The sequence below is a fragment of the Microbacterium pasadenense genome, assembly GCF_047246565.1.
Lineage (GTDB): Bacteria > Actinomycetota > Actinomycetes > Actinomycetales > Microbacteriaceae > Microbacterium.
On sequence record NZ_JBFOKN010000001.1, the window covers coordinates 722,938 to 748,755 of the forward strand.

General features: G+C 70.7%; 22 protein-coding genes and 2 tRNA genes. 13 read left to right on the forward strand and 11 right to left on the reverse strand.

Translation table 11 applies throughout. The annotated features are described in order from the left end of the window. Positions 1 to 31: 31 nt before the first annotated feature. Positions 32 to 1,009 carry a UDP-glucose 4-epimerase GalE gene (galE, locus tag AB3M83_RS03350; protein WP_412945114.1) on the reverse strand — a complete coding sequence of 326 codons (978 nt, stop codon included), beginning with the start codon at positions 1,007 to 1,009 and terminating at the stop codon, positions 32 to 34. A gap of 111 nt (positions 1,010 to 1,120) precedes the next feature. Beyond that, positions 1,121 to 2,761 carry a phosphoglucomutase (alpha-D-glucose-1,6-bisphosphate-dependent) gene (gene pgm, locus AB3M83_RS03355; protein ID WP_412945116.1) on the reverse strand — a complete coding sequence of 547 codons (1,641 nt, stop codon included), beginning with the start codon at positions 2,759 to 2,761 and terminating at the stop codon, positions 1,121 to 1,123. A 120-nt stretch (positions 2,762 to 2,881) separates the two neighbouring features. Between pgm and pheA the strand changes: the two genes are divergently transcribed. Beyond that, complete coding sequence (pheA, locus tag AB3M83_RS03360) at positions 2,882 to 3,847, forward strand: prephenate dehydratase (RefSeq protein ID WP_412945117.1); 966 nt, start codon at positions 2,882 to 2,884, stop codon at positions 3,845 to 3,847. Between the two features lie 6 nt (positions 3,848 to 3,853). Here pheA and AB3M83_RS03365 read toward each other — a convergent pair whose 3' ends face one another. The 3 genes from AB3M83_RS03365 to AB3M83_RS03375 all read right to left on the reverse strand — a co-directional run bounded on the left by AB3M83_RS03365 (position 3,854) and on the right by AB3M83_RS03375 (position 7,576). Further along, positions 3,854 to 4,897: an LLM class flavin-dependent oxidoreductase gene (locus AB3M83_RS03365; RefSeq protein WP_412945119.1), complete on the reverse strand. Its 1,044-nt coding sequence runs from the start codon at positions 4,895 to 4,897 to the stop codon at positions 3,854 to 3,856. Between the two features lie 85 nt (positions 4,898 to 4,982). Continuing rightward, positions 4,983 to 6,344 (reverse strand): cryptochrome/photolyase family protein, encoded by a 1,362-nt coding sequence (locus AB3M83_RS03370; RefSeq protein WP_412945121.1) that lies wholly within the window; start codon positions 6,342 to 6,344, stop codon positions 4,983 to 4,985. Between the two features lie 62 nt (positions 6,345 to 6,406). After that, entirely contained in the window at positions 6,407 to 7,576 is a 1,170-nt protein-coding gene (locus tag AB3M83_RS03375) for a diacylglycerol/lipid kinase family protein (RefSeq protein ID WP_412945123.1), read from the reverse strand. Positions 7,577 to 7,652: 76 nt separating this feature from the next. Between AB3M83_RS03375 and serS the strand changes: the two genes are divergently transcribed. The 5 genes from serS (at position 7,653) to AB3M83_RS03400 (ending at position 11,522) form a co-directional block, all read left to right on the forward strand. Next, entirely contained in the window at positions 7,653 to 8,930 is a 1,278-nt protein-coding gene (gene serS / locus AB3M83_RS03380) for a serine--tRNA ligase (RefSeq protein ID WP_412945125.1), read from the forward strand. After that, entirely contained in the window at positions 8,927 to 9,829 is a 903-nt protein-coding gene (locus AB3M83_RS03385) for an HAD family hydrolase (protein ID WP_412945127.1), read from the forward strand. Before serS ends, AB3M83_RS03385 begins: the two co-directional genes overlap by 4 nt. A gap of 104 nt (positions 9,830 to 9,933) precedes the next feature. Beyond that, positions 9,934 to 10,018: transfer RNA gene (locus AB3M83_RS03390), tRNA-Ser, on the forward strand. An 18-nt stretch (positions 10,019 to 10,036) separates the two neighbouring features. Next, positions 10,037 to 11,356, forward strand: a complete 1,320-nt coding sequence (locus AB3M83_RS03395) for an LCP family protein (protein ID WP_412945129.1) — start codon at positions 10,037 to 10,039, stop codon at positions 11,354 to 11,356. 74 nt (positions 11,357 to 11,430) lie between these two features. Beyond that, positions 11,431 to 11,522 (forward strand) — tRNA-Ser (locus tag AB3M83_RS03400). 64 nt (positions 11,523 to 11,586) lie between these two features. Here the strand turns inward: AB3M83_RS03400 and AB3M83_RS03405 are convergent. The 5 genes from AB3M83_RS03405 to AB3M83_RS03425 all read right to left on the reverse strand — a co-directional run bounded on the left by AB3M83_RS03405 (position 11,587) and on the right by AB3M83_RS03425 (position 16,303). Continuing rightward, on the reverse strand, positions 11,587 to 12,132 hold the full coding sequence (locus tag AB3M83_RS03405) for a hypothetical protein (protein ID WP_412945131.1): 546 nt from the start codon (positions 12,130 to 12,132) through the stop codon (positions 11,587 to 11,589). A gap of 260 nt (positions 12,133 to 12,392) precedes the next feature. Further along, the gene (locus tag AB3M83_RS03410) at positions 12,393 to 13,724 is read right to left on the reverse strand and encodes an MFS transporter (RefSeq protein ID WP_412945132.1); all 1,332 of its coding nucleotides are present in this window, start codon (positions 13,722 to 13,724) and stop codon (positions 12,393 to 12,395) included. Positions 13,725 to 13,923: 199 nt separating this feature from the next. Next, positions 13,924 to 15,273 carry an alpha-amylase family glycosyl hydrolase gene (locus AB3M83_RS03415; RefSeq protein WP_412945134.1) on the reverse strand — a complete coding sequence of 450 codons (1,350 nt, stop codon included), beginning with the start codon at positions 15,271 to 15,273 and terminating at the stop codon, positions 13,924 to 13,926. Between the two features lie 170 nt (positions 15,274 to 15,443). Beyond that, complete coding sequence (locus AB3M83_RS03420; RefSeq protein ID WP_412945135.1) at positions 15,444 to 15,929, reverse strand: GNAT family N-acetyltransferase; 486 nt, start codon at positions 15,927 to 15,929, stop codon at positions 15,444 to 15,446. Positions 15,930 to 15,952: 23 nt separating this feature from the next. Further along, the gene (locus AB3M83_RS03425) at positions 15,953 to 16,303 is read right to left on the reverse strand and encodes an ArsR/SmtB family transcription factor (RefSeq protein WP_412945137.1); all 351 of its coding nucleotides are present in this window, start codon (positions 16,301 to 16,303) and stop codon (positions 15,953 to 15,955) included. 88 nt (positions 16,304 to 16,391) lie between these two features. Here AB3M83_RS03425 and AB3M83_RS03430 point away from each other — a divergent pair, with 88 nt between their 5' ends. The 6 genes from AB3M83_RS03430 (at position 16,392) to AB3M83_RS03455 (ending at position 23,535) form a co-directional block, all read left to right on the forward strand. Further along, entirely contained in the window at positions 16,392 to 17,711 is a 1,320-nt protein-coding gene (locus AB3M83_RS03430; protein WP_412945139.1) for an NAD(P)-binding domain-containing protein, read from the forward strand. A 150-nt stretch (positions 17,712 to 17,861) separates the two neighbouring features. After that, a complete protein-coding gene (locus tag AB3M83_RS03435) occupies positions 17,862 to 18,071 on the forward strand; it encodes a heavy-metal-associated domain-containing protein (protein WP_412945141.1) in 210 nt (69 codons plus the stop codon). Between the two features lie 32 nt (positions 18,072 to 18,103). Then, the gene (locus tag AB3M83_RS03440; RefSeq protein ID WP_412945143.1) at positions 18,104 to 20,389 is read left to right on the forward strand and encodes a heavy metal translocating P-type ATPase; all 2,286 of its coding nucleotides are present in this window, start codon (positions 18,104 to 18,106) and stop codon (positions 20,387 to 20,389) included. A 26-nt stretch (positions 20,390 to 20,415) separates the two neighbouring features. Continuing rightward, entirely contained in the window at positions 20,416 to 22,527 is a 2,112-nt protein-coding gene (locus AB3M83_RS03445) for a heavy metal translocating P-type ATPase (RefSeq protein ID WP_412945145.1), read from the forward strand. Continuing rightward, entirely contained in the window at positions 22,524 to 22,829 is a 306-nt protein-coding gene (locus AB3M83_RS03450; RefSeq protein WP_412945146.1) for a metal-sensitive transcriptional regulator, read from the forward strand. Before AB3M83_RS03445 ends, AB3M83_RS03450 begins: the two co-directional genes overlap by 4 nt. Before the next feature lie 34 nt (positions 22,830 to 22,863). Beyond that, the gene (locus AB3M83_RS03455) at positions 22,864 to 23,535 is read left to right on the forward strand and encodes a cation efflux transmembrane domain-containing protein (protein WP_412945148.1); all 672 of its coding nucleotides are present in this window, start codon (positions 22,864 to 22,866) and stop codon (positions 23,533 to 23,535) included. A 58-nt stretch (positions 23,536 to 23,593) separates the two neighbouring features. Here AB3M83_RS03455 and AB3M83_RS03460 read toward each other — a convergent pair whose 3' ends face one another. Beyond that, positions 23,594 to 24,325 (reverse strand): SDR family NAD(P)-dependent oxidoreductase, encoded by a 732-nt coding sequence (locus AB3M83_RS03460; RefSeq protein ID WP_412945149.1) that lies wholly within the window; start codon positions 24,323 to 24,325, stop codon positions 23,594 to 23,596. Positions 24,326 to 24,643: 318 nt separating this feature from the next. On the opposite strand from AB3M83_RS03460, the gene AB3M83_RS03465 reads away from it, so the two are divergent. Then, positions 24,644 to 25,816, forward strand: a complete 1,173-nt coding sequence (locus AB3M83_RS03465) for a glutamate--cysteine ligase (protein WP_412945150.1) — start codon at positions 24,644 to 24,646, stop codon at positions 25,814 to 25,816. Positions 25,817 to 25,818 lie beyond the last annotated feature (2 nt).

A 25,818-nucleotide genomic window follows, 5' to 3' on the forward strand; every position in this document is an offset into this window, starting at 1 on the left:
GTGGTGCGGAGTGGCAGCGCGCGGCGCGGACTCAGCCGGCGTTGCGGCGGGCTTCCCAGCCGCTGCGGACCATCTCGTCGAGCGAGTACCGCATCCGCCAGTCCAGGTCGCGGGCGGCGAGCTCGCCCGTCGCGACGATGCTGTCGGGGTCGCCGGCGCGGCGCGGCGCGATCTCGGGGGTGAAGTCGATGCCGGTCACGCGGGCGATGGCATCCATGATCTGCCGCACGGACAGCCCGTTCTGCGATCCCAGGTTGTAAGCCGGTTCGATGGACCGTCCGTCGGCGAGGCGCTGCGCCGCCACGACGTGCGCCGCCGCGATGTCGGCGACGTGGACGTAGTCGCGGACGTTCGTGCCGTCGGCCGTCGCGTAGTCGTCGCCGTTGATCCGCGGCGTCTTACCGTCGCGGAGCATCTCGAACACGATCGGGAAGAGGTTGTGGGGGCTCGTGTCGTACACCGTCGGGTCGCCGGACCCGACGACGTTGAAGTAGCGCAGCGAGGTGTGCCGGAGCGGCTTCTCGGATGCCGCGGTCGCGACCCCCTGCGCGGCGAGCAGCCACTCCCCGATGAGCTTCGACTCGCCGTACGGCGACGCCGGCCGCTTCGGCAGGTCCTCGGTCACGAGCGGGACGTCGGGGGTGCCGTACACCGCCGCGCTCGAGGAGAACACGATGTTCGAGACGCCGGCATCCGCCATCGCCGCGAGCACGACACGGGTGCCCTCGACGTTCTGCTCGTAGGTGTGCAGCGGGCGCTGCACCGAGACGCCGGCGTACTTGAACGCGGCCACGTGGATGACGCCCTCGGCGTGGTGCGCGCGGAGCGTGTCGGCCACGAGTTCCCGGTCGAGGATGGTGCCCCGCACGAACGGTACGCCGTCCGGCACGAACGGCGCATGCCCGCTCGACAGATCGTCGATGACGACAGGGCCGAGCCCCGCGTCGGCGAGGGCGCGAACGATGTGCGCGCCGATGTACCCGGCGCCTCCCGTGACCAACCAGCTCATGATCGCCAGCCTATCGGGGCGGCGCCGACCGCCCGGATGCCGCGGCTAGCCCGCCGACCGGACGCCGCAGATGCCACCCGGACGCCGCGGACCCCGCCGGGACGCCGCGGCTCAGCCGCCGAGCGCGGCCGACACCACGGCGCGGGCCTCGGCCTGCACCTGAGCAAGGTGCTCCGGGCCTCGGAGGCTCTCGGCGTAGAGCTTGTAGACGTCCTCGGTGCCGGAGGGCCGCGCGGCGAACCAGGCGAACTCGGTCTGCACCTTGAGGCCGCCGATCGCGGCGCCGTTCCCGGGCGCGTGCGACAGCTTCGCGGTCACCGGGTCGCCGGCGAGCTCGCTGGCCGTCACGGCATCGCCCGACAGCTTCGACAGGGTCGCCTTCTGCTCGGGGGATGCCGGGGCGTCGACGCGCTCGTAGGCGGCCGAGCCGAACTCGGCCTCGAGCTCCGCGTAGCGCTGCGAGGGGGTCTTGCCGGTGACGGCGAGGATCTCGGCGGCGAGCAGGCACAGCAGGATGCCGTCCTTGTCGGTCGTCCAGACCGTTCCGTCCTTCCGGAGGAACGACGCGCCGGCGGACTCCTCGCCGCCGAAGGCGACGGAGCCGTCGAGCAGACCGGGGACGAACCACTTGAACCCGACCGGGACCTCGAGCAGCGTCCGCCCGAGCGAGGCGGCGACGCGGTCGATGATCATCGACGACACGAGCGTCTTGCCGATGGCGGCATCCGCCGGCCAGTCCGCACGGTGGCGGTAGAGGTAGTCGATGGCGACGGCGAGGAAGTGGTTCGGGTTCATGAGACCCGCGTCGGGGGTGACGATGCCGTGACGGTCGGCGTCGGCGTCGTTGCCGGTGAGGATGTCGAACTCCGAGCGGCGCCCGACGAGGGAGGCCATCGCCGACGGCGACGAGGGATCCATGCGGATCTTCTCGTCCCAGTCGAGCGTCATGAAGCGCCAGGTCGGGTCGACCTCGGGGTTCACGACGGTGAGGTCGAGTCCGTAGCGCTCGCCGATCAGCGCCCAGTACTCGACGGACGCGCCGCCCAGCGGATCGGCGCCGATACGGATGCCGGCCTTCGCGATCGCCTCGACGTCGATGATCGAGGCCAGGTCGGCGACGTAGTGCTCACGGAAGTCGTACTCGCCGATCGCGTCGGCGTCGATGTCGGCGTGGCGGACGCGCTTCACTCCGGCGAGCCCATCGGTGATGAGCGCGTTCGCGCGGTCGGCGATCCACCCGGTGGCATCCGTGTCGGCGGGGCCGCCGTGCGGCGGGTTGTACTTGAAGCCCCCGTCGCGGGGAGGGTTGTGCGAGGGCGTCACGACGATGCCGTCGGCGCGTCCGGGGTCGTCCTCGGCGCGGCCGCGGTTGTAGCTGAGGATGGCGTGGCTGAGCGCCGGCGTCGGCACCCAGGAGTCCCGCGAGTCGATGCGCACGTCGATGCCGTTGGCGATGAGCACCTCGGTCGCGGTGCGCTCGGCGGGGAGCGAGAGCCCATGGGTGTCGCGACCGAGGAAGAGCGGCCCCGTGATCCCCTGCGCGGCGCGGTAGTCGACGATCGCCTGCGTCGTCGCGAGGATGTGGTCCTCGTTGAAGCTGGTCGACAGGCTCGAGCCGCGGTGGCCGCTGGTGCCGAAGGCGACGCGCTGGCCGGGCACCGCGGCATCCGGGCGGCGGTCGTAGTACGCGGCGATCAGCTCATCGACGTCGATCAGATCGGATGCTTCGGCAGGATGTCCGGCACGGCTCATGTCTCTAGTCTGCCCTGCATGGCGGAACCGAGGCACCCCTTGTGCACCGGGCCGTTGCGCCGTAGTCGCCCGGCGCCGACCTCGCGGGGGCGGGGCGCGGCCGCACTAGGCTGTCATCCCGTGACCATCGAGCCCGACGCAGCGCCCCCCGCACGTCGCACCTACAGCTTCCTGGGCCCGGCCGGGACCTTCACCGAGGCGGCCCTCGCGCAGGTCCCCGAAGCGCGCGACCAGACCTGGCGTCCGGTGCGGAACGTCGGCGAGGCGCTCGCCGACGTCGTCGAGGGACGATCGGATGCCGCGATGATCGCCATCGAGAACTCCGTCGACGGCGGGGTGTCGACCACGCAGGATGCGCTCGCGACGGTTCCCGGCCTGCGCATCGTGGGGGAGTACCTCGTCCCCGTCGAGTTCGTACTGGTCGCGAAGCCCGGCATCGCCCTCGAGGACGTCTCGGTGATCGCCGCGCACCCGGTCGCCTACGCGCAGTGCCTCAACTGGCTGACCGAGCGCCTGCCGGCGCACGCCCACATCCCCGCGGCGAGCAACGTCGCCGCCGCCGTCGGGATCGTGGAGGGCGTCATCGACGCGGATGCCGCCATCGCGCCCCCCGGCATCCGCAACGTGTACGACCTCGACCTGCTCGCCGAGAAGATCGGCGACAACCCCAACGCGGTGACCCGGTTCGTCCTGGTCAGCCGCACGACGGCGCCGCCCGCGCCGACCGGTGCCGACAAGACGTCGCTCATCGTCGAGCTCCCCGAAGACCACCCGGGTGCATTGCTCGAGCTGCTGGAGCAGTTCGCGACGCGTGGCATCAACCTGTCGCTGCTGGCGTCGCGTCCCATCGGAGACGCGCTCGGCCGGTACCGGTTCGTCATCGACGCGGACGGTCACATCTCGGACGAGCGGATGGCGGACGCCCTCCTCGGGCTGCGTCGCTTCTCGCCGCGGGTGCTCTTCCTCGGGTCGTATCCACGCGCCGACCGGGCGATCAACCGCTATCCGGAGCGCTACTCCGACGACGTGTTCGTCGAGGCGCGCGACTGGCTCCGCGGGCTGATGTCGGGCGAGCCCGAGGACTGAGACCCGTCAGGCCGCGAGCAGTTCGAGCGTCCGGATGCGCGAGGTCGCCGCGTCCATCGGCTCGTCCTCGGTCGCGCCGGCCACCGGCGAGATCATGACCTCGTCGACGCCGTGCCGCGCCGCGAACTCGGCGATCCGGCTGCGGACGTCGTCGCCCGTGCCGACGAACCAGCGGGCCCGCATCGCGTCGAGGAGGCCCGTCGCGAGGGAGTCGGATGCCTCGGCGGCGGCGGCCTGCTCGACGGTCTCCAGGGCGACGAGCGGCCGGTTCCCGCGGAGGCGGGCCATCATGCGGGCCTGCGGCAGCATCGCCGCCTCCGCCTGCTCCGCGGTGTCGGCCACGACGGCGTTGGCGGTGAGGAACGTGCGCGGCTGCGCGAGCGTCTCGGAAGCCTGGAACTGGCTGCGGTACAGGTCGAGTGCGCGCTCGAGGCCGTCCCCCGAGAAGTGGTTGGCGAACACATAGGGCAGCCCCATGCCGGCGGCGAGCTGGGCCGAATAGTCGCTGGAGCCGAGCAGCCACACCGCCGGCGCCGTGGTGGCGGCGGGCGTGGCGTGCACGTCGTACGTCCCGCCGGAGGTGAACCGGACGGTCGCGCCCTCGGGTGAGACCAGCGAGCGGATGTCGGTGATGTGCTGCGGGAAGCGGTCGACGTCGCTCGTCGTCCCGGACTGGCGCAGCAGTTGCGTGATCACCGGATCCGATCCGGGTGCACGGCCGATGCCGAGGTCGATCCGGTCGGGGGCGATGGCCTCGAGGGCCGCGAACTGCTCGGCGACGACGAGAGGCGAGTGATTGGGGAGCATGACGCCGCCCGAGCCGACCCGGATGCGGGTGGTGCGGGCCGCGGCGGCGGCGATGAGGACCGGCGGGGCGGTGGAGGCCACGGCCGGCATGTTGTGGTGCTCGGCGAACCAGTAGCGGCGGTAACCCAGCTCGTCGGCGCGCTGCGCGACGGACAGCGACGCGGCGACCGCCTGGGCGCTGGTCTGTCCGGTGCGGACGGGAACGAGGTCGAGGACGGAGAGGGCCGGGGCTGCTGTGCTCATCGGGGGATGCAACTCCGAACCGGCCCGGTGCATTCCGCCCTCGGGACGTGCGCCCGGCGGGCGGTGTCTCGCCGCGGCCCCAGCGTCAGTCGCGCGGGGCGCGCTTGACGTGCTCGTACGCGTCGAGGGCCGCCTGCCGGGACGACTTCAGATCGACGAGGGGCAGCGGCGGTCGGCCGTCCGGCGCGCGGTACTCCGGCGCCCACTCGGCGACGTAGCGGCCGTCCTTGTCGAATTTGCTCGCCTGCAGCTCGGGATTGAAGACCCGGAAGTACGGGGCGGCGTCCGCGCCGGACCCCGCCACCCACTGCCAGTTGAACGGGTTGTTGGCACCGTCCGCGTCCACGAGGGTGTCCCAGAACCATTCCTCGCCGTGCCGCCAGTCGATGAGCAGGTTCTTGATGAGGAAGGATGCCGTCACCATCCGCACCCGGTTGTGCATGTAGCCCGTTCGCCACAGCTCGCGCATGCCCGCGTCCACGATCGCGTACCCCGTCTCGCCGCGCTGCCACGCCCGGAGTGCGGTCGGCCGCAGGGGCGGCCACGGGAATGCGTCGAACTCGCGCCGCAGGTTCCGCGTCGCGAGGTCGGGGAAGTGGAAGAGCGTGTGCCACGCGAACTCGCGCCAGCCGAGCTCGGAGAGGAATCTGCCCGCGCCCGCCGCGTGCACCGCCTCGTGCCAGACCGTGTGCGGACTGAGCTCGCCCCAGCGGAGGCGAGGTGACAGCAGCGACGTCGCCCCCGCGCTCGGCTGATCGCGCGCCCGGTCGTAGGCGTCGATGTCCTCGGTGAGGAATGCCTGCAGCCGTCGGCGCGCAGCCGGCTCACCGGGCTCCCACGTGTCGCGGAGTCCGCCCGCCCAGTCGGGCGCCGTCGGCAGCAGCCCCCAGTCGGCCAGGTCGTCGGACGCCGGGGAGCGGACGGGGCCGGGGATCTCGCGCGGCTCGGGGAGAGGCGCCCGCGGCGAGGGCAGGGCGAGGCATGCCCGCCAGAACGGGCTGTACACCGAGAAGTGCGTGCCTGCCCCCGTGGTCACCGTCCACGGCTCGAACAGGAGCGACCCGGCGAACGAGGCGACCTCGACGCCGTCCTCGCGGAGGGCCGCCTTGAGTCCCGCGTCGATCTCGCGCTCGGGGCCCCCGTAGCGGCGGTTCCAGTAGACGGCCGCGGCGCCGGCATCCGCCACGACATCCCGCACCACCCTGTCCGCCGGCCCTCGCCGCAGGACCAGCCGGCCGCCGCGCTCGCGCAGGCGGGCATCGAGCGACGCGAGGGAGTGATGCAGCCACCAGCGTGCGGCGCCGCCGAGGGGACGGATGCCGGGCGACTCCTCATCGAGGATGTACAGCGCGATGACGGGGGCGTCCCGGTCGAGCGCGGCCCGCAGGGCGGGGTGATCGGCCAGGCGCAGGTCGTCGCGGAACCAGACGATGGAGGGGGCGCTCACCCGCTCATCCTCACCGAGCGGGAGCTTTCCCGCCGCCCCTTGACCCGGGCCGGTGGGGATGCTCAGGCGACCGGGATGCGGTGCCCCCGCGGCACGGCGACCGTCAGGCCGCCGGCGGCGACGCGGACCTTCACATGGGTCGCCTCGCCGAACTCGTCCCCGTCGAGCTGCACCGGACGCGGCTCCTGCGCCATCAGGTCGATGCCCTCGCCCTTCGTGTAGCGGACGGCGTTGTCGGCGGTGCGCAGGGCGAGGATCCTGCGGCCGGCGCGGAACCGGCGGAGGACGCTGTTGTCCCACGCCAGCCGACGCCACACCGCGAGCCAGCCGAGCGGGTTGCGCGGCTGGAAGATCGTGATGTCGAGCTCGCCGTCGGTGATCGACGCCTCGGGGATCAGCTCGAGACCGGCCGGCAGCGAGCCGCAGTTCGCGAACAGGACGCTCTGCACGCTCGCGCGGTGCATCCGGTGCCCGGGCACCTGGTAAAGGACGGGGAACGGCTTGGCCTGCGCGAGCGAGCGCGCGGCGCCGTCGACGTACGCCACCCAGCCGACCTTCTTCTTGAGGTCGCTGCTCGTGTTCGCGATCATCGCGGCGTCGAGGCCCATCCCGCCCATCACCACGAAAGCGTGCTGGCGCGAGGTGCCGTCGGTGCGCCGGATCGTCGCGAGGCCCACATCGATCGGGATCGTGTCGCCGTCGAAGGTCGCGGCGATCATGGCCGCCGCGTCGTCGAGGGGCAGCCGCAGATTGCGGGCCAGCAGGTTGCCGGTGCCGCTCGGCACGATCGTGAGGGGCACGCCGGAGCCGGTCATCGCCTCGCTCACGGCGCGGACCGTGCCGTCGCCGCCGGCGACGAGGACCGCGGTCACGCCTTCCTCGAGGGCTTGCCGGGCGACGTCGTCGCCGAGGTCGTCCACCGTGGTCTCGTAGAACAGCGGCTCGGACCAGCCGGCATCCTTCGCGAGGGCGGCGACCTGCTCGCGGATCCCGTCCCCGTCCACCTTCGTCGGGTTGTACACCAGCGCGGCCTTGGGTGCGGGTCGCCCTTCGTCGTCCGGGAGGGGTTCGGTCGAGCCGCTCTCGTCGACGCGGCGCGCTTCGCCGGTCTCGCCGTCCGCGGTGTCGGGCGCGACGTCGCCCGGTTCGCGGATGACGTCGTCCGGCGCTGCCGCGTCCTCGGGGTCCTTGGGGTCGTCGGAGCCGTTCGTCGTGCCGGAGTCGGTCGCCATGTGTACAGAGTATGGCCCGCCCGCCCGCGCACCCCGGACCGGGGGAGGCCCGCCCGCCCGCGACTAGACTTGCGCCGTGATCGATCTGGCCCTCCTCCGTGACGACCCCGCATCCGTGAAGCGCTCGCAGGAAGCCCGCGGCGAATCGCCCGACACGGTCGATGCCGCGCTCGAGGCAGACCGTGCCCGCCGCGCCGCCATCACCACCTTCGAGGAGCTCCGAGCCGCGCAGAACGCGCACGGGAAGACCGTCGCCAAGGCGCCCAAGGAGCAGAAGGCGGCCCTCGTCGCCGAGGCGAAGCAGCTCAGCGAGCAGGTCAAGGCCGCCCAGCAGGCCGTGACCGCCGCGGAGGAAGCCGCCGGGGCGGCGCTCGCCAAGATCGAGAACATCGTGATCGACGGGGTCCCCGCCGGCGGCGAGGAGGACTTCGAGACCCTTCGGACGCACGGCGAGCCCGCCGCCTTCGACTTCGAGCCGCTCGATCACCTCGCCCTCGGCGAGAAGCTCGGCGCCATCGACATGGAGCGCGGCGTCAAGGTCTCCGGCGCCCGCTTCACCTTCCTGACCGGGATCGGGGCGCGCCTGGAGCTCGCCCTGATGAATCTCGGCATGGACCGGGCCCTCGAGGCCGGCTTCATCCCGATGATCCCCCCGACGCTCGTCCGGGCCGAGGTCATGCGGGGGACCGGCTTCCTCGGTCAGCACGCCGACGAGGTCTACCGCCTCGACGACGACGACCTCTACCTCGTCGGCACCAGCGAGGTCCCGCTCGCCGGCTACCACATGGGCGAGATCCTCGACCTCGAGGCCGGTGCCAGGCGCTACGCCGGATGGTCCACCTGCTATCGGCGGGAGGCGGGGTCGTACGGCAAGGACACCCGCGGCATCATCCGTCTGCACCAGTTCAACAAGCTCGAGATGTTCGTGTACACGAAGCCGGAGGACGCCGAGGCGGAGCACCTGCGCCTCGTCGAGATGCAGGAACGGATGCTGCAGGATCTCGGTCTCGCGTACCGCGTCATCGACGTGGCCGCGGGCGACCTCGGCTCGTCGGCGGCACGCAAGTACGACGTCGAGGCGTGGGTGCCCACGCAGGGTGCCTACCGCGAGCTGACGTCGACGTCGAACTGCACGAGCTTCCAGGCCCGTCGCCTCGACATCCGCTACCGCCCCGCCGTCGAGGGCGGCGGCGGCAAGACCGCGCCCGTCGCGACCCTCAACGGCACCCTCGCCACGACGCGCTGGATCGTCGCGCTCCTCGAGACGCACCAGCGTGCGGACGGGTCCGTGGTCATCCCCGAGGTGCTGCGACCGTACCTCGGCGGCCTCGAGGTCGCGGAGCCGATCGCATGACGGAGTCGCTCCCCGCCACCGGCAGCGTCGAAGCCGTCTCCGACGCCGAAGCCGCCGAGGTCGTCGACGACGTCGCCACGGATGCCGAGGCATCCGTCGTCGGCCGTCTGCTGATCGCGCTCGACATCGACGGCACCGTCGTGCTCGAGGACGAGAGCTACAGCCCCGGCGTCGTCGACGCGGTGGCACACGCCCATGCGGCCGGCCACGAGGTCATGCTCGCCACGGGGCGTTCCTGGGAGGGCACCCGTCACATCCTCGAGGGGCTCGCGCTGAACCCCGAGTACGTCGTGTGCTCGAACGGGGCCGTCATCCTGAGGCGGCTCGGCGACGGTGCGGACGCGCGGTACGAGCGGTTCCACACCGAGCAGTTCGACGCCACGGAGGTTCTCGGCCTGCTGGGCGAGCACCTTCCGGAGGCGAAGTACATGGTGGAGCTGCCCGACGGGCGCCGGCTGTACACCGACCACATCGACGACTGGAACCTGGCGAACGCCGACCGCGTCGGCTTCGCCGATCTGGCTGCTCAGCCCGTCTCGCGCATCGTCGTGGTCTCCGACGAGGACACCGACCAGGACTTCGTCGAGCTCGTCGCCCGCATCGGCCTCAACGAGGTGTCGTATGCCGTCGGGTGGACGGCGTGGCTCGACATCGCGCCGCAGGGCATCGACAAGGCCACGGCCCTTGAGAAGGTGCGCGGCTGGCTGGGCATCGACGCACCGCACGTGCTCGTGATCGGCGACGGACGCAACGACATCGGCATGTTCCGGTGGGCGCGCGAGCACGGCGGCCGGGCGATCGCGATGGCGCAGGGACCGGACGAGGTCCGCAGCGAGGCGTCGGAGCTGACGGCATCCGTCATGGAGGGCGGCGTCTCCGCCATCCTGAAGGCGCTCTGACCCGGGCTTTCAGCACTCGCACAGACGTTGCCGGAACAATGGGACCGTTCTGGGACCGGCTAGACTCGACCCCTGGCTGACGGATGCCGCAAGGCGCCCGTCCGGGAGGGTTGTCCGAGCGGCCGAAGGATCCGGTCTTGAAAACCGGTGGGCAGCAATGTCCCGTGGGTTCGAATCCCACACCCTCCGCAGTGTGAAAGGTGATCCGTGAGCGCGAAACCCGAGGCGCAGGCGTCGAAGTTCCGACGCCACCCTGTCGCGCGTCATGGCGTGCTCACCTCGCCGAACCCGTTCAAGCAGGTCCTGACGATCCTCGCCGCCGTCGTCGCCGTCGCCCTGGTCAGCGTCACCGCGATCGGCGGCTTCTACGTGTGGGATGCCGCGCGCGCCCTGGGTGACAGCGGCGTCTCGATCGGCGATGAGAGCACGCTGCCGCCGCACATCGGCGAGATCGAGGGCGGCGTCAACATGCTCGTCGTCGGCACCGACTCGTGCGAGGGCCAGGATCTGAAGCTCTTCCCGCGCTGCAAGAAGGACGATGGCGGTGAGCGCAACGACGTCACCATGCTCGTCCACATCAGCGACGAGCCGCGCCGCGTCACGGTGGTGTCCTTCCCGCGCGACATGATCGTGCCGATCCCCTCGTGCGAGAGCCCCGACGGCGGCACGTACTCGGCGATGAGCGCGCAGATGATCAACGCGTCCTACATGTACGGCGGGCTGGGCTGCACGGTCTCGACCGTCGAGGAGCTGACCGGGATCGACATCCAGTTCGCGGCATCCATCCGCTGGACCGGCGTCATCAACATGTCCGATGCGCTCGGCGGCGTGGACGTCTGCGTGAGCGACGACATCTCCGACCGGCACACCGGCCTCAACCTGGCGAAGGGCGAGCACACGCTCGTCGGCGCCGAGGCGCTGCAGTTCCTCCGCATCCGTCACGGCATCGGCGACGGCTCGGACCTCGGCCGCATCTCGAACCAGCAGCAGTTCATGGGGTCGCTCGTCCGCAAGCTGCAGTCCGGCGCGGTCCTGTCGAACTACCCGGCTCTCCTCAACCTCGCGAACACCGCGGTGCGTCAGGTGAACGAGGGGCAGCTGACCCTCAGCGACTCGCTGACCAACCCGCAGCGGATGGTGCAGATCGCGATGGCCGTCTCGGACATCCCGTACAAGGACATCGTGTTCGTGCAGTACCCGACCGTGTACGCCCCGGGCGGCGGACGCGTCCTGCCCGTGACGTCTGCGGCGGACGTGCTGTTCACCGCCCTCAAGGAGAACAAGCCGGTCAAGGTGACCGGCGAGGCCAGTGGCGGCTACGGTGTCGACATCGTCGGCGAGGCGGAGGGTCCGACGCCGACCGCCACGCCGACCGCGGATGCCGGCAGCCCGACCTCGACTCCCTCGGCGTCGGCGGATGCCGGCGAGGGCGAGGACGAGCCGTCTGCCGACGAGGCCGTCGACCTGCCGAGCGACATCACCGGCAGCTCCGCCGCCGATGTCACCTGCACGCGCGCCGAAGGCTGAGCGCACGTTCGGAACCGGGCCCCGGACCGGTTATGCTTGCTGGGTGCATTCGCGCCGGTGACGGACGGATGCCTGGAGACGTCGCATAGTCAGGCCTAGTGCACCACCCTGCTAAGGTGGAGTCCTCGCAAGGGGACCGAGGGTTCAAATCCCTCCGTCTCCGCCAGAAAAGCCCTGGTTCGCCGGGGCTTTTTCGTTGCCGGTCGAAGGTGGCTGGGCGCCTGCCTACGTCAGCCGCCGAACTCCGCCATGATGACGAACGGCGTTTGGTTCGCGTCGCACGCGTCTGCCACCTGCATCACGGAGTCCTCCGTCCCGGACCGCGCCTTTCCAGGCTCCGACGCGGCGGCCACGACTGTGGACATGGCCGCGAGTGGCGCCGCGAGCGCAGACGTCGAAGCGGCCGCGAGGTCGGCGAGTTGCGTGGACGCCGTCGCAACGCGCGCCGACCAGGCCTCCTCGTCGAACGCGTCGTAATCGTTGAAGCCGTCGTCCGCGTTGACCAACGCGCTATAGACGTCCGTGAACGCAGCGCATTCGGCGGTCACTGCGGGGTCCCTCGTGAATTCGGCGGTGGAGAATCGAGGAGCCGCCGTCCACTCGACGTTGTCATCGACCGTCACCGCGATCGAGGGGGCGGTATCGTCCGTGACCGGCCACGCCAGTGGCTCCTCGGCGCCGCACGTGCCCGAGATCGTCGCCAGGTTCGCTGCCATGGAGTCACCGAGTTCCACGGAGTAGGGGCCGTGACCGTCGCAGGTCAGGTCGATCGACACCGAACGGGCGTCGCCAGGGATCGGGAACTCGACACCTGGCCATCCCGTCGGGCCCGTCCCGGTCACGGTCTCGCCAACGCTCTCGGCAGGCGGAGGTTCTTCGGTGGTGGAACCTGTCGGTGCCGAGGATGGACCTGCCCCGCTCGCACAACCTGCGGACAGGAGCGCCACGCACACGAGCGCGGCAACCGAAGGCATTCTGTGTGGCTTCGTGGAGCGGGATATCACTGGTGATGTCTATCAGGCGCAGCCCGTCGGTGTCACATTGTCATACGCGCACCCGTCTCCCTGACTGCTTTCCGGTGTCTGGGCCGCTTGGAGTCCTCGGGCACGGTGTTCGCTTGCCGCGCGAGTACACTCCCGATCCCGCTCGCCAGAGCGGAGGTAGCGGCCATGACTCCCAGAGCGAGGGGCAGGGTCGTGGCGCCTGCGACGACACCCACGAGGATGGGGCCGCCGGCGTCGCCTACCTCCCGGCCGAGTTCGGCACTTCCCATCGTGCGTCCCATGCGCTCTGGCGGGGTGGTCGCGGCGAGTCGAGCGAAGCCGAGCGGGGTGATGGATCCCACACCCAGGCCGACGAGAACTGCCGTCACGATGATTGTCAGGAGGGAAGGTGCGACAGCGACCAGGCCGATGGCAACGATCAGAGTGCCAGCGCCGATGCCCATGATCAGGAGTACGCGCTCCGGGGCGGTATCGTGCAGCCGACCGATACGGGGTTGCACGACGGCTGAGACGACGGCGAGAACGGTGACGGCTCCCATGCCGAAGATCGGATCCAAGCCGAGCTGAGAACCGATGAGGGGAAGGAATCCGACAGCGACGCCGAGGGTCGCCGTCGCGACGGAAAGGAGGATCACCGGGCCGAGGAATGCGGGGGCCGTGGACTGCCTCACAAGTTCGATGAGGGTTGCGCGCTGCTTAGGGAGAACGGGCAGGGGGGTCATGGCGAGGGCAGTCCAGATCGCAGCCGCGAGTGCGAGACCGGCGAGAGCCAGGAACAGTGCGGGTAGCCCGGACCACATGATGAGCCCGGCACCGATCAGGGGACCGGCGGCGTAGCCCAGGCCTTTCCACGACCCGTACTTGCCGAAGTACCTCCCGGCGAGAGAAGGGCCGACGAGGCGAGCCACAGCCGAGGACGACGCCGGTGAGAACGCCGCAGCCGCCGCGCCCTGGCCGAGTCGCGCCACGGCCAGCGCAATCGGAGTTGCCGCGAACGCACCGAGCGTCGATGCGAGTGCGAAGACCAGCAGGCCGCCGACGACGACGGGCTTCACTCCGATACGGTCGCTCAGCGCTCCGAAGATCGGTTTGAGGATGACTTCGGCGACGTCGTAGATGGCGAGGATCAGCCCGAGGGTCGCGAAGGTGAGGCCGATGTCATCGGTTTCGGTGCCGAGCGCCGCTGCTACTCCGTGGGCGCCGAACGCCGTCGTGAATCCTGCCAGGTAGAGCGGACCCAGCCCGCGAACTCGTGTCGTCGCCACTCTCACGAGATTAGAGCGCGCCGCTAGGGCTACCCGGCGCAACGATCGCGGGACGGGCGTGCGTCCGTCGATCTCTGCGCAGGTGCGCGTGTCGCTCAAGACCGCAACCCTTGACGGTTCCGATCCCCGTGATGGGAGAGATGGCTCGGCCTGCACGTCGGGGACGTGAACCTGACGAGGCGTTCAAGGCGCGAATCCCTCGGGTTTCATTCAGGGATGGGATCCCGCACGCCGGACTCGGCGCACACACGCTCCAGCCGACCGCGGATGTCACGACCTGCAGCCAGTGACGCGGTCATCAAACCGGGCCACCGAGCACTGCCCACCCGTGAGCGGGGAGCTCGGCCCGGCCGTCCGTGGCCGAGGCCGACCCGGCGAGCACCGTGACGGCTCCGCCCGACGGCAGCGACACGGGCTCGTCCGCCAGGTTGAGGACCGTGACGACGGCATCCGATCCCACCGCCGTTCGCAGCGCGACCGCGGTGTTCTCGACCTGTATCACGTCCGTATGCGCGCGGTGGAGCCACGGATGGCGTCGGCGTACAGCGACGAGCTCCCTGTGTATGGCGAGGATCGCGTCCGCGTCGCCCGCAGCGCCCGGCAGCGTCGACGCCTGCGCCGCAGACGGTGCGGCGACGGGAAACTCGGGGCGAACGGCATCGTCTCCGCCGAGGCGCTCCTCCTTGATGGCGCGCAGCCCGTATTCGTCACCGGCGTAGACCATCGGCGTACCGGCGAGCGTCATCAGCACGGCGATCGCATGCGGAACGTGCCGAGCGTCCCCGACCGCCGAGGCGATCCGGGTGACATCGTGATTGCCGACGAAAGTGGTGGGCACGAACGTCGCGAGCAGGGCGTTGTGACGCTCGATCGCGTGAGTGAGCTCGAACAGATTGCGGTCGGCGAGGCTGTGCCAGACGCCCTGCCAGAGCTCGTATTGAGTGAGCGAGTCCATCGTGGACTGCGCGACGATGGCGGCGGAATCCCCGTGTATCACCTCGCCGGTGATCCACACATCGGGATGCCGCTCCCGGACGCGCGGCAGCACTCGCGCCCAGAACGCGGGGTCCACCGCGTATGCCGCGTCGAGGCGCCATCCGTCGGCGCCCCGGTCGAGCCAGTGGCACATGACGTCGACGACGAGCTGCGCGACCTGGTCTGAGGAGTGGTCCAGCGCGACGAGCGACTCATGCCCCTCGAAGACCTCGGCGCGGACCGGCTCGCCCGGGCGCCACCCCGACCAGTCGACGCGGAACAGGCCAGCCGTGGGAGCGTCCGGACCGTACTCCTCAAGGGCGCGGAAAGCGGGGTGCGCCCGTCCCACATGGTTGAAGACGCCGTCCAGGAGCACGCGTAACCCGCGCTCCCGCGCTGCGGCCGTCAAGCGGGCGAAGTCGGCATCGTCGCCGAGGCGCGGGTCGATCCGGAAATGGTCCGTGGTGTCGTAGCCGTGCGTCGACGATGCGAACACGGGCCCGAGCGCCAGGCCATTGAGACCGAGCTCGACAACGTGGTCCAGCCACCCCTCGATCCGGGGGAGTCGGTGGCGCACCGCATCCGGCTCCGGTCCCTCCGGTCGGACCGGGGCCCCGACGAAGCCGAGGGGATAGATGTGCCACCACATCACGTGGTCTACCCAGGCTGCCATGGTCTCAGTCAATCAGGCGCGGCGAATCGGGACCCCCGCATGGACATCTCTCCCATGGACCGGTATGCGAGCGCGGATCGGCGCGGGTACGCCGCGGAGCCTGAGACCTGACTCCGTCTCCGCCAGACTCCCTCGACCAAGCCAGGGCTTCCCCGTGGTGTCGGCGAAGCTCACCCGGTGGGCCGACGGCGCTCGATGAGGATCGTGTCGCGCCATCGGCCCACCCAGGGGCCGTACGTCATGTGTGCGATGCGTTCGCGGCGGCCGATGCGGCGGAAGCCGGCGCGGTCGTGGAGCGCGAGGCTGGCGGTGTTCTCCGGGAAGATGCTCGCCTGGACTGTCCAGATGTCGGCGCCGTCGACGGCGTGCAGGAACGCGTGCAGCAGGGTCCTCCCCGCCCCGAGGCCGCGGGCGTGGCCGGCGACGTAGACCGAGTGCTCGACGACGCCGCGGTAGACCTCGCGGTCCGAGACGCGGGATGCCGCGACCCAGCCGATGATCGATCCGGTCCCGTCGAGGGCGGTCAGTCTGCCGACGCGCAGCTTTCCGGCGTCGAAGGCCTCCCACCCGGGTGGTTCGCGTTCGAACGTCGCGTTGCCGGTGGCGATCCCCTCACGGTAGATGGCCTCCACCGCCGGCCAGTCCCCGGGGGTCATGGCTCGCACCGTGACGGCGGCGGTCACGGTCGGAGCGCGTGGGAGGCGGCGTCGAGGGCGCCGGTGACGACGCGATAGTAGGCCCAGCGCCCGCGCTGCTCGCGCGTTGCGAGTCCCGCCTCGACGAGACTCTTCATGTGGTGGGAGACGGTCGGCTGCGACAGTCCCACGGGCTCGGTGAGGTCGCAGATGCACGCCTCGCCGTTGTCGGATGCCGCGATCAGCGACAGCAGACGGAGGCGCGTCGGGTCGCCCAGCGCTTTGAATGTGCGGGCCGCCCGCTCGGCGGCCTCGAAAGAGATGACATCGCCGGTGACCGTGGCGCAGCACGTCCCAGCGTCTTCAGTCGTCGAGCTGGATAGCGTCGTAGCCATGAGGTGATCTTCTCACGTCGTATTGACATCTGTCGATACATCGGCGATCGTTTCATCGAACATCGTCGATATGGCAGGAGGATGCCCGGTGGACGAAGAGTCGCCTGTGGTCGTGATCGGTGCCGGGCCGCAGGGTCTCGCAGCAGCGGCGCACCTCGTCGAGCGGAACGTGCCGGTCCTGGTGCTGGAGGCCGGGCACTCGCCGGCTGCCGCCGTCGCGGAGTGGGGCCACGTGCGCCTGTTCTCCGAATGGCCCGAGCTGGTCGACGCGGCCGGCGCCCGCCTCCTCGCTGCCGCGGGACGGAAGGCGCCGAGGGCGGGATTCCCGACCGGCGCACAATGGATCGAGAAGTACCTCGCGCCGCTCGCCGACGTCCTCGGCGACCGCGTCCGCTATGACAGCCGGGTCACCGGCGTCTCGCGGCTCGGTCGCGACCGACTCGTCGACGAGGGACGCGGCGACCAGCCCTTCACCGTCCACATCTCGTCCGCGGAGGGCCGGGAGCACCGCGTGCGAGCGCGGGCTGTCATCGACGCATCCGGTACGTGGTCGAGCCCCAACCCCGCGGGCGCCGACGGCCTCCCCGCGCTGGGGGAGGCGGCGGCCGCGGACCTGCTGTCCTACCGCATCCCCGACTTCCGCGATCGTGAACGATTCGCCGGAAGGCACACCGTCGTGATCGGCTCCGGGCACTCCGCCGTGACCGCCGTCCTCGCGCTGGCGCAGATGGCCCACGACGACGCCGGCACCACCGTCACCTGGGTGCTGCGCCGTGCCGCCGTCGGCACCGTCTTCGGTGGGGGCGAGGCTGACGAGCTCCCTGCACGCGGAGCGCTCGGCGTGAGGGCGAGGGAGGTCGCGGAGTCCGGCGTCGTGTCCCTCGTCACCGGATTCCGGGTCGAGCGCGTCGCCCGTGACCAGCAGCGCGCCGTTCTGATCGCCGAGGACGGCCGCACGGTGACGGCCGACCTGGTCGTGGTGCTGACAGGTTTCCGTCCCGATCTCTCGTTCCTGTCGGAGCTGCGGCTGGAGCTGGATGCCGCGCTGCAGGCGCCCGCGCGCATCGCCGCCGAGGTCGACCCGAACGCGCACTCCTGCGGGTCGGTCGCGGCGACGGGCGCGGCCGACCTGGCGCATCCCGAGCCCGACTTCTACCTCGCCGGCGCCAAGTCCTACGGGCGAGCCCCGACCTTCCTCGCGCTGACGGGCTACGAGCAGGTGCGCAGCATCGTGGCCGAGCTCGCCGGCGATCACGAAGCCGCACGGCGCGTGGAGCTCGTCCTGCCCGACACCGGGGTGTGCGGCGGCACCGGCCTGTTCGACGCTCCGGCCGCCTCCTCGGACGGCGCCTGCTGCGCCGCCCCTCCGCAGGTCGTCCAGATCGGCCGCGCGCCGGCATCCGTCTGAGCCGTCCGCCCTGGCGGCTGCCCGGCCCCGCCGGGAGTCCCTCGAGATCGCGCTCGCCACTCACGACCTCCGCGACGTCGGAATACCCCCTGCCGGTATGCGTTAGGGTGAGTCATACCCCAGGCGGGTATCACGAGAGGGAGGAAACCCATGGCTTCGAACGAGTACACCGTGAGCGGCATGAGCTGCGGCCACTGCGAGATGTCGGTCCGACAGGAGGTCGCGCAGATCGCAGGTGTGGAGGATGTCCAGGTGAGCGCCAAGACGGGGAAGCTCGTCGTCACCGCCTCGCAGCCCGTGGATGACGCCGACGTGCTGTCGGCGGTGGACGAGGCCGGCTACTCGGCAGTGCGCGCCTGACACCCACCGGCTGTCACGAAGAGAGGAATGCGATGAGCGCCACTGCGTCTCGCGCCACCCCCGCGGGTTCCAGCGTCGAACTGGAGATCGGCGGCATGACGTGCGCGTCCTGCGCGATGCGGATCGAGAAGAAGCTGAACAGGCTCGACGGTGTCGCGGCGGCCGTGAACTACGCCACGGAGCGGGCGAAGGTGACGGTGCCCGCCGGGTACGACCCGGCTGAGCTCATCGCCGAGGTGGAGAAGACGGGGTACACCGCCGCGCTTCCCGCGTCGAAGGAGCCTGGGCCCGGCGCCGCGACCGGTGATTCCGACGCGGCCGCGAACGACCCGGAGCTCGCCGCGCTGCGGAGCCGGCTGATCATCGCGACCGTGCTGACCGTGCCGGTGATCGCGCTGGCCATGATCCCGGCTCTGCAGTTCACCTCCTGGCAGTGGGCGTCCCTCGCGCTGGCCGCGCCGGTGATCGTGTGGGCGGCGTTCCCCTTCCACAAGGCGGCCTGGACCAATCTCAGGCACGGCGCCGCGACGATGGACACCCTGATCTCGATGGGCACCGGTGCGGCTCTGCTGTGGTCGCTCTACGCGCTGTTCCTGGGCACCGCGGGCACCCCCGGCATGACTCACGGGTTCGACGTCGCCCTCGCCCCTTCCGACGGCGCAGCGAACATCTACCTCGAGGTCGGTGCCGGAGTGACGGTGTTCGTCCTCGCCGGCCGGTACTTCGAGAAGCGTTCGAAGCGGCAGGCGGGCGCAGCCCTCCGGGCCCTTCTCGAGCTCGGTGCCAAGGAGGTATCCGTTCTGCGCGGCGGCGTGGAAGCGAAGATCCCGGCCGCCGATCTGCGCACCGGCGACGAGTTCATCGTCCGCCCCGGTGAGAAGATCGCCACGGACGGCGTCGTCATCTCCGGCACCTCGGCCGTGGACGTCTCGATGCTGACCGGAGAGTCCGTGCCCGTGGAGGTCGCCGAAGGCGACACCCTGACCGGCGCGACCGTCAACGCCGGCGGACGACTCATCGTGCGGGCCACCCGGGTCGGGGCGGACACGCAGCTGGCGCAGATGGCGCGGCTCGTCGCGGACGCGCAGACCGGCAAAGCGGATGTCCAGCGCCTCGCCGACCGGATCTCGGGCATCTTCGTGCCCATCGTGCTCATCATCGCGGTCGTCGCACTCGGTGCCTGGCTGGCTGCGGGATTCCCCGCTGCCACCGCCTTCACCGCCGCCGTCGCGGTTCTGGTCATCGCGTGCCCGTGCGCCCTCGGGCTCGCCACCCCCACGGCCCTCCTCGTCGGCACCGGTCGCGGCGCTCAACTGGGCATCCTCATCAAGGGGCCCGAGGTGCTGGAATCGACCCGCAGGGTCGACACGATCGTGCTCGACAAGACCGGCACCGTCACCAGCGGCACCATGACCGTCGTCGATGTGATCCCGGAGCAGGGGACGGATGCCCGTGACCTCCTGCGGCTGGCCGGTGCGGTCGAGGACGCGTCGGAGCACCCGATCGGACAGGCGATCGCGAAGGCGGCGACCCAGCAGACCGGCGCGCTGCCGACGGTGGCGGGGTTCACGAGCATCGAGGGGCGGGGCGTTCAGGGCACCGTCGACGGGCACACGGTCCTCGTCGGGCGCGATTCGCTGCTGGCGGACCCGTCTGCGCTCCTCAGCCCGGACGTCGCATCCGCGAAGGCGCGGGCCGAACGCGAGGGCAAGACCGTCGTGGTCGTGGGCTGGGACGGCCGAGCGCGCGGCGTGCTCGTCGTCGCGGATGCCGTCAAGCCCACCAGCGCCGAAGCGGTTCGGCAGATGAAGGACCTCGGCCTGACCGTCGTGCTCCTCACCGGGGACAACGAAGCCGTCGCCCGGCGCATCGCGGAAGACGTGGGAATCGAACAGGTGATCGCCGGAGTCCTGCCGAGCGGCAAAGTCGACGTCGTGGCAGGCCTGCAGCGCGAGGGCCGGGTCGTGGCGATGGTCGGTGATGGGGTCAACGACGCGCCCGCTCTCGCCGGAGCCGACCTCGGGATCGCCATGGGAACGGGCACGGATGTCGCGATCGAAGCATCCGACATCACCCTGATCCGCGGCGACCTGCGCAGCGCGGTCGATGCGATCCGCCTCTCACGACGGACTCTGAGCACGATCAAGTCGAACCTGTTCTGGGCTTTCGCCTACAACGTGGCCGCCATCCCGGTTGCCGCCCTGGGACTGCTCAATCCGATGCTCGCCGGCGCGGCGATGGCCCTGTCCAGCGTGTTCGTCGTCGGCAACAGCCTGCGCCTGCGCCGTTTCGCGAGCACGGCCGCGACCACTGCCTGAACCAACCCGTGGAAGGAGAGGAAACCATGTCGGAGGCGCAGAGCCAGCACGCCGAGCATCCTGTGGACGGCGACGCGCACGGCGGGCACGCGGGACACGCGGAGCACGCCGGCGACCACTCCGGTCACGGGGGTCACGGCAGACACGGGGATCACGTCGCCCGGTTCCGCCGCCTGTTCTGGATGAACCTGATCATCGCCGTTCCCGTCGTGGCGTTCTCGCCGATGTTCGCGATGATCTTCGGTCGCGCCGTTCCCGGCTGGGCGATGGTCATCGCGCCGGTGCTCGGCACCGTCATGTTCGCATGGGGCGGTTCGCCGTTCCTGTCGGGCGCCGTCGACGAGCTGCGCTCGCGAAAGCCCGGAATGATGCTGCTGATCGGCCTGGCCATCACCGTCGCCTTCGTCGCGTCGTGGGGCGCGACGCTCGGTCTGCTGCACCACGAGCTCGAGTTCTGGTGGGAGCTCGCGCTGCTGATCGTGATCATGCTGCTCGGGCACTGGATCGAGATGCGCTCGCTCGCGCAGACGACCTCCGCACTCGATTCCCTCGCCGCGCTCCTTCCGGATGAGGCAGAGCGTGTCGAGGGCGACCGCGTCGTGAGCATCGCTCCGGCCGATCTCCGAGTCGGCGACGTCGTGATCGTCCGGCCCGGCGCCAGCGTCCCGGCAGACGGCCGTATCGTCGACGGGCGCGCCGACATGAACGAGTCCATGGTCACGGGGGAGTCCCGGCCGGTCGCCCGCGGCGCCGGCGACACGGTCACTGCCGGCACCGTCGCGACGGACTCGGGGCTGCGCATCCAGATCACCGCGACCGGGGATGACACCGCGCTCGCAGGTATCCAGCGGCTGGTCAGCGAGGCGCAGAACTCGTCGTCTCGGGCTCAGCGGATCGCCGATCGGGCCGCGGCGCTGCTGTTCTGGTTCGCGCTCGCGTCAGCCGGCCTGACCGCCCTGGTGTGGGCGCTCGTGGGACATCCGGAGGATGCCGTCGTCCGTTCGATCACCGTGCTCGTCATCGCGTGTCCGCACGCCCTCGGACTCGCGATCCCGCTCGTGGTCTCGATCGCCACCGAACGCGCCGCTCACGGCGGCGTGCTGGTGAAGGACCGTCTCGCGCTGGAGAGCATGCGCACGATCGACACGGTGCTGTTCGACAAGACCGGCACCCTCACCAAGGGTGAGCCCACCGTGTCCGCCGTCGCTGCCACCGCTGATCTCGACGAGGATGCTGTCGTCGGGATCGCGGCCGCTGCGGAGGCCGACAGCGAGCACCCCCTGGCCCGGGCGATCGTGCGAGCTGCCGGGGAGGACGGCATCCCGCTCGCCACGGCGACCGGTTTCACCTCGTCTCCGGCGGTCGGGGTGACGGCGACCGTCGACGGTGCGGAGATCCGCGTCGGCGGCCCGCGGATGCTCGAGGAGATCGGCCGGGAAGAGGTCCCGCAGGCTGAGGGCTGGCGGCGGGAGGGAGCGATCATCCTCCACGTCGCCCGCGATGGGGAGGTGATCGGCGCCATCAGGCTCGCCGACGAGGTCCGAGCGGAGTCCCGTGGCGCGATCGACGCCCTCCACGCGCTCGGGGTTCAGGTCGTGATGATCACCGGCGATGCCGAATCGGTCGCCCATGTCGTCGGAGACGACCTCGGGATCGACCGCGTCTTCGCGCAGGTCCGCCCCGAGGACAAGGCGAACGCCGTCGCCGACCTGCAGGAGGAGGGGCGCACCGTCGCCATGGTCGGGGATGGCGTGAACGACGCCCCCGCCCTCGCTCGAGCCGACGTCGGCATCGCCATCGGCGCAGGCACCGATGTGGCGATAGCCTCGGCAGGAGTCATCCTGGCGAGCTCCGACCCGCGAAGCGTGATCTCCGTGATCGAGCTCTCGCGCCGCACGTACCGGAAGATGACGCAGAACCTCTGGTGGGCCGCGGGATACAACCTGGTGTCCGTCCCGCTCGCTGCGGGAGTGCTCGCACCCATCGGCTTCGTGCTGCCGATGTCGGTCGGTGCGGTCCTCATGTCCCTGTCCACCGTCGTCGTCGCTCTCAATGCCCAGCTGCTGCGGCGCATCGACCTCACACCCGAAGCCAGCACCCGGGCCGTGCTGGCCCTCCGAACGAAGGATCCCTCATGAGCATCGACGGCGACCACGCCCCCCACGGCTACATCACCGACAAGGACCGGTATCTCAACCGGCTCCGGCGGATCGAGGGTCAGGCGCGCGGCATCTCCCGCATGGTCGACGAGGAGAAGTACTGCATCGACATCCTCACTCAGATCAGCGCGCTCAAGAGCGCGCTCGAAGCCGTGGCCGTCGGCCTGCTGGATGACCACCTCAAGCACTGTGTCCTGGATGCCGCCCGCGCGGGTGGCGACGATGCGGACCTGAAGATCAAGGAAGCGAGCGACGCGATCGCCCGCCTCGTCCGCTCTTGATGTCTGCGTCGGCTCACCGGGTGGCGGCAGCGACATGACCGGTGCGCTTCCCGCCGCTCGCCGCGCGACACTGCACCGTCGAGTGCGGTTCATCGTCGGTGTCTCCATCTCGTACAACATCATCGAAGCGGTCGTGGCGATCTGGGCGGGAGCGCTGGCGTCATCGGCGGCGCTGATCGGATTCGGCCTCGACTCGGTCGTCGAAGTGCTGTCGGCTGCGGCGATCGCGTGGCAGTACACGAGGAAGCATCCCGAGCGCTGGGAGAAGGTGACCGTCCGGGGTGTCGGCCTCGCCTTCTTCGCTTTGGCCGCCTACGTCTCCGTCGACGCGCTGATCGGCTTGATCAACCGGGAAGGCCCGGAGCACAGTCCGCTCGGCGTGGCGATCACGGCGTTGAGCCTGGTCGTGATGCCACTCCTGGCGTGGCTCGAGGTGCGCACCGGTCGCGAGCTGGGCTCGCGGAGCGTGACGGCGGACGCGAAGCAGCTCGTCCTCTGCGTCTACCTGTCCGCCGCTGTGTTCGTCGGACTCATTCTCAATGGCGTCCTCGGATGGTGGTGGGCCGACTCCGTCGCAGCCCTGGTGGTCGCCTTCCTCGCTGTGCGGGAGGGCATCGAGGCCTGGAGCGGAGATGTCGAGTCGCCCTTCGAGGTGCTCGAGGGTCTCGGACCCGCGGGAGACGAGCAGCGCCTGCCCCACCCGTGAGGCCGGTTCGCCTGCGAAGACGTCAGTGAGCCGAGTCCTCCTCCAGAGGGTGGATTCGTCACAGGCCGCCGGCCACGCGGATCACTGCGCCCGTGGTGTAACTCGCGTCCTCGGAGAGCAGGTATGCCACGGCGCCGGCGATCTCCTCGGGCTGGCCCGCCCGACCGACCGGGATGGCCGAGGCGACCTTCTGCGGCCGGAGCGGGTCGAGATGGAAGTCTGTCCAGACCGTGCCCGGTTCGACGCAGTTCACGCGCACCCCGGAGGCGGCGAGCTCCTTCGCGAGACCTACCGTGAGTGCAGCGACACCGGCTTTCGCGGCTGCGTAGTGTACGTAGACCCCCGGGCTGCCGCTCGTCGTCGCGGCGGATCCGATGAGGACGATGGAGCCCCCGGTGCGCGCCAGATGGCCAGCAGCGGCCCGACAGGTGAGGATCGGACCGAGGAGGTTGACGTCCACGTCGCGTCGGAGGTCGTCAGGGTCGGCCCGTGCGAGATCGCCGACAGCCCTGACAGCTCCGGCGTTCGCCACGACGCCGGTGAGGGGACCGAGATCTTCCGCTGCGCGAAGGAAGGTCGTGAGCGAGTCGGCATCCGTGATGTCGACGTCATGCGCGGCGGCGATGGCGCCTCCGGCGCGCAACTCGTTCGCGAGCGCAGCAGCGGCATCCTCGCCTGTCCGGTAACCGATGAGGACGCCATGGCCGGACGTCGCCATCCGTCGCGCCACCGCCGCCCCGATACCGCGTGCGCCGCCCGTGATGGCCACAACGCCTGTACTCGACTCCATGCATTCGATCGTGCCAGAGGACGAGGCGGTTCATTCAGTGTGGGATGTCCGCGCACGTGCGGGCTGTGCCCTCACGGAGGGCCGGCAAGCCCTTGCCCGCTGCGGGATCGACCCGGCGGGAGACGACCAGCACCTGCGCTACCCGTGAGGACGGTTCGCTCACTGAGGACGGTTCACCCGCGACGCCCGTACGGGCCGTCCGCGACAAAGTCAATCCCCCTCCCAAGCCGGGCGTGCCTTCTGAATCTGTCCCCACGACAAGGGCTCGAGCGGCGCTGACATCGCCACGAGCCCGTCCGACGGGGGACGACGATGTCGATGGTTCACACTCACGAGCGGCTGCCGACAGTGCCCGCCCGCCGAGCGCTGCGGACGCTCGGCGTGGAGGAGGAGTTCCTCCTCGTCGACGGAGCGACCTTGCAGCCGGTGCCGGCGGCCGAAGAGACGCTTGCGGCGGCGTCTCGCCTGCCCGGCGTCGTCGTCGGACCGCGCCGGTCACCCATCGCGTTCCACGCCGAGCTCCAGCGGGAGCAGGTCGAGGTGGCCAGTCCGCCGGTGCGGACCCGGAGCGAACTGGTCGCCGTCATCACGGAGGGCCGGCAGGCCGTCGACCGCGCTGCACGATCAGTGGGCGCACGGGCGCTTCCGGTGGCGACCGCCCCCGACGCCTGCGCACCGCATATCGCGTCGCCGGCGCGCTATCAGGAGATCGCGGCGCGCTTCGGCGCGACCGCGCATGAACAGCTGACCTGCGGGATGCACATCCACGTCGCCGTCGAATCCCCCGAAGAGGGAGTCGGCGTCCTGGACCGCGTCCGCGCCTGGCTGCCGGTCGTCCTGGCACTCAGCGCGAACTCTCCGTTCTGGCATGGCGGCGACACCGGCTTCGCCAGTTATCGCTATCAGGCGTGGGGGCGGTGGCCGACGGCCGGGCCCACCGAGATCTTCGGATCCCTCGACGCCTACCGGCGCGAGGTGGCGGATGCGGTCGCGTCCGGGGTCTGCCTCGATTCGGGCATGATCTACTTCGACGCGCGGCTCTCGGATCACGCGCCCACGGTCGAGGTCCGGATCGCGGACGTGTGCCTTCTGCCCGAGGACGCGGTCACGATCCCGCTCCTGGTCCGTGCACTCGTCGACCGGGCCGCAGCCGACTGGAACGCGGGCATCCCACCGCTCGACCGCTCCGGGACGTCGCTTCGCCTCGCGAGCTGGCGAGCGAGCAGGTGGGGGCTGGAGGGGGACCTCGTGCACCCGATCGACCTGAGCCTCGTCCCCGCGACGGCGGCCGTCGATGCTCTTCTCGGACACGTGGACGAGCACTACTTCACCTCGGTGGAACGGTCTCAGGTCCGTGACGGCGTCGCCGCCATCCTCACGCGCGGGACCGGCGCCGCGTTGCAACGCGCCGCCGTCCGCCGGGACGGCGACATCCGGAGCGCAGCATCCGAGGTGCTACGCCGCGGAACGGTCACGGCGTCGACGATGTGACG

What these genes read in the sequence shown, in the direction of transcription:
- AB3M83_RS03420 (WP_412945135.1), bottom strand. Translation starts at nt 15,929, where the DNA reads ATGACCCCCGGGGACTGGCCGGCGGTGGAGGCCATCTACCGTGAGGGG.
- AB3M83_RS03415 (WP_412945134.1), bottom strand. Translation starts at nt 15,273, where the DNA reads ATGGCAGCCTGGGTAGACCACGTGATGTGGTGGCACATCTATCCCCTC.
- AB3M83_RS03445 (WP_412945145.1), top strand. Translation starts at nt 20,416, where the DNA reads ATGTCGGAGGCGCAGAGCCAGCACGCCGAGCATCCTGTGGACGGCGAC.
- AB3M83_RS03365 (WP_412945119.1), bottom strand. Translation starts at nt 4,897, where the DNA reads ATGAGCACAGCAGCCCCGGCCCTCTCCGTCCTCGACCTCGTTCCCGTC.
- AB3M83_RS03435 (WP_412945141.1), top strand. Translation starts at nt 17,862, where the DNA reads ATGGCTTCGAACGAGTACACCGTGAGCGGCATGAGCTGCGGCCACTGC.
- AB3M83_RS03425 (WP_412945137.1), bottom strand. Translation starts at nt 16,303, where the DNA reads ATGGCTACGACGCTATCCAGCTCGACGACTGAAGACGCTGGGACGTGC.
- AB3M83_RS03440 (WP_412945143.1), top strand. Translation starts at nt 18,104, where the DNA reads ATGAGCGCCACTGCGTCTCGCGCCACCCCCGCGGGTTCCAGCGTCGAA.
- AB3M83_RS03375 (WP_412945123.1), bottom strand. Translation starts at nt 7,576, where the DNA reads ATGGCGACCGACTCCGGCACGACGAACGGCTCCGACGACCCCAAGGAC.
- pgm (WP_412945116.1), bottom strand. Translation starts at nt 2,761, where the DNA reads ATGAGCCGTGCCGGACATCCTGCCGAAGCATCCGATCTGATCGACGTC.
- AB3M83_RS03450 (WP_412945146.1), top strand. Translation starts at nt 22,524, where the DNA reads ATGAGCATCGACGGCGACCACGCCCCCCACGGCTACATCACCGACAAG.
- AB3M83_RS03465 (WP_412945150.1), top strand. Translation starts at nt 24,644, where the DNA reads ATGGTTCACACTCACGAGCGGCTGCCGACAGTGCCCGCCCGCCGAGCG.
- AB3M83_RS03455 (WP_412945148.1), top strand. Translation starts at nt 22,864, where the DNA reads ATGACCGGTGCGCTTCCCGCCGCTCGCCGCGCGACACTGCACCGTCGA.
- AB3M83_RS03460 (WP_412945149.1), bottom strand. Translation starts at nt 24,325, where the DNA reads ATGGAGTCGAGTACAGGCGTTGTGGCCATCACGGGCGGCGCACGCGGT.
- galE (WP_412945114.1), bottom strand. Translation starts at nt 1,009, where the DNA reads ATGAGCTGGTTGGTCACGGGAGGCGCCGGGTACATCGGCGCGCACATC.
- AB3M83_RS03385 (WP_412945127.1), top strand. Translation starts at nt 8,927, where the DNA reads ATGACGGAGTCGCTCCCCGCCACCGGCAGCGTCGAAGCCGTCTCCGAC.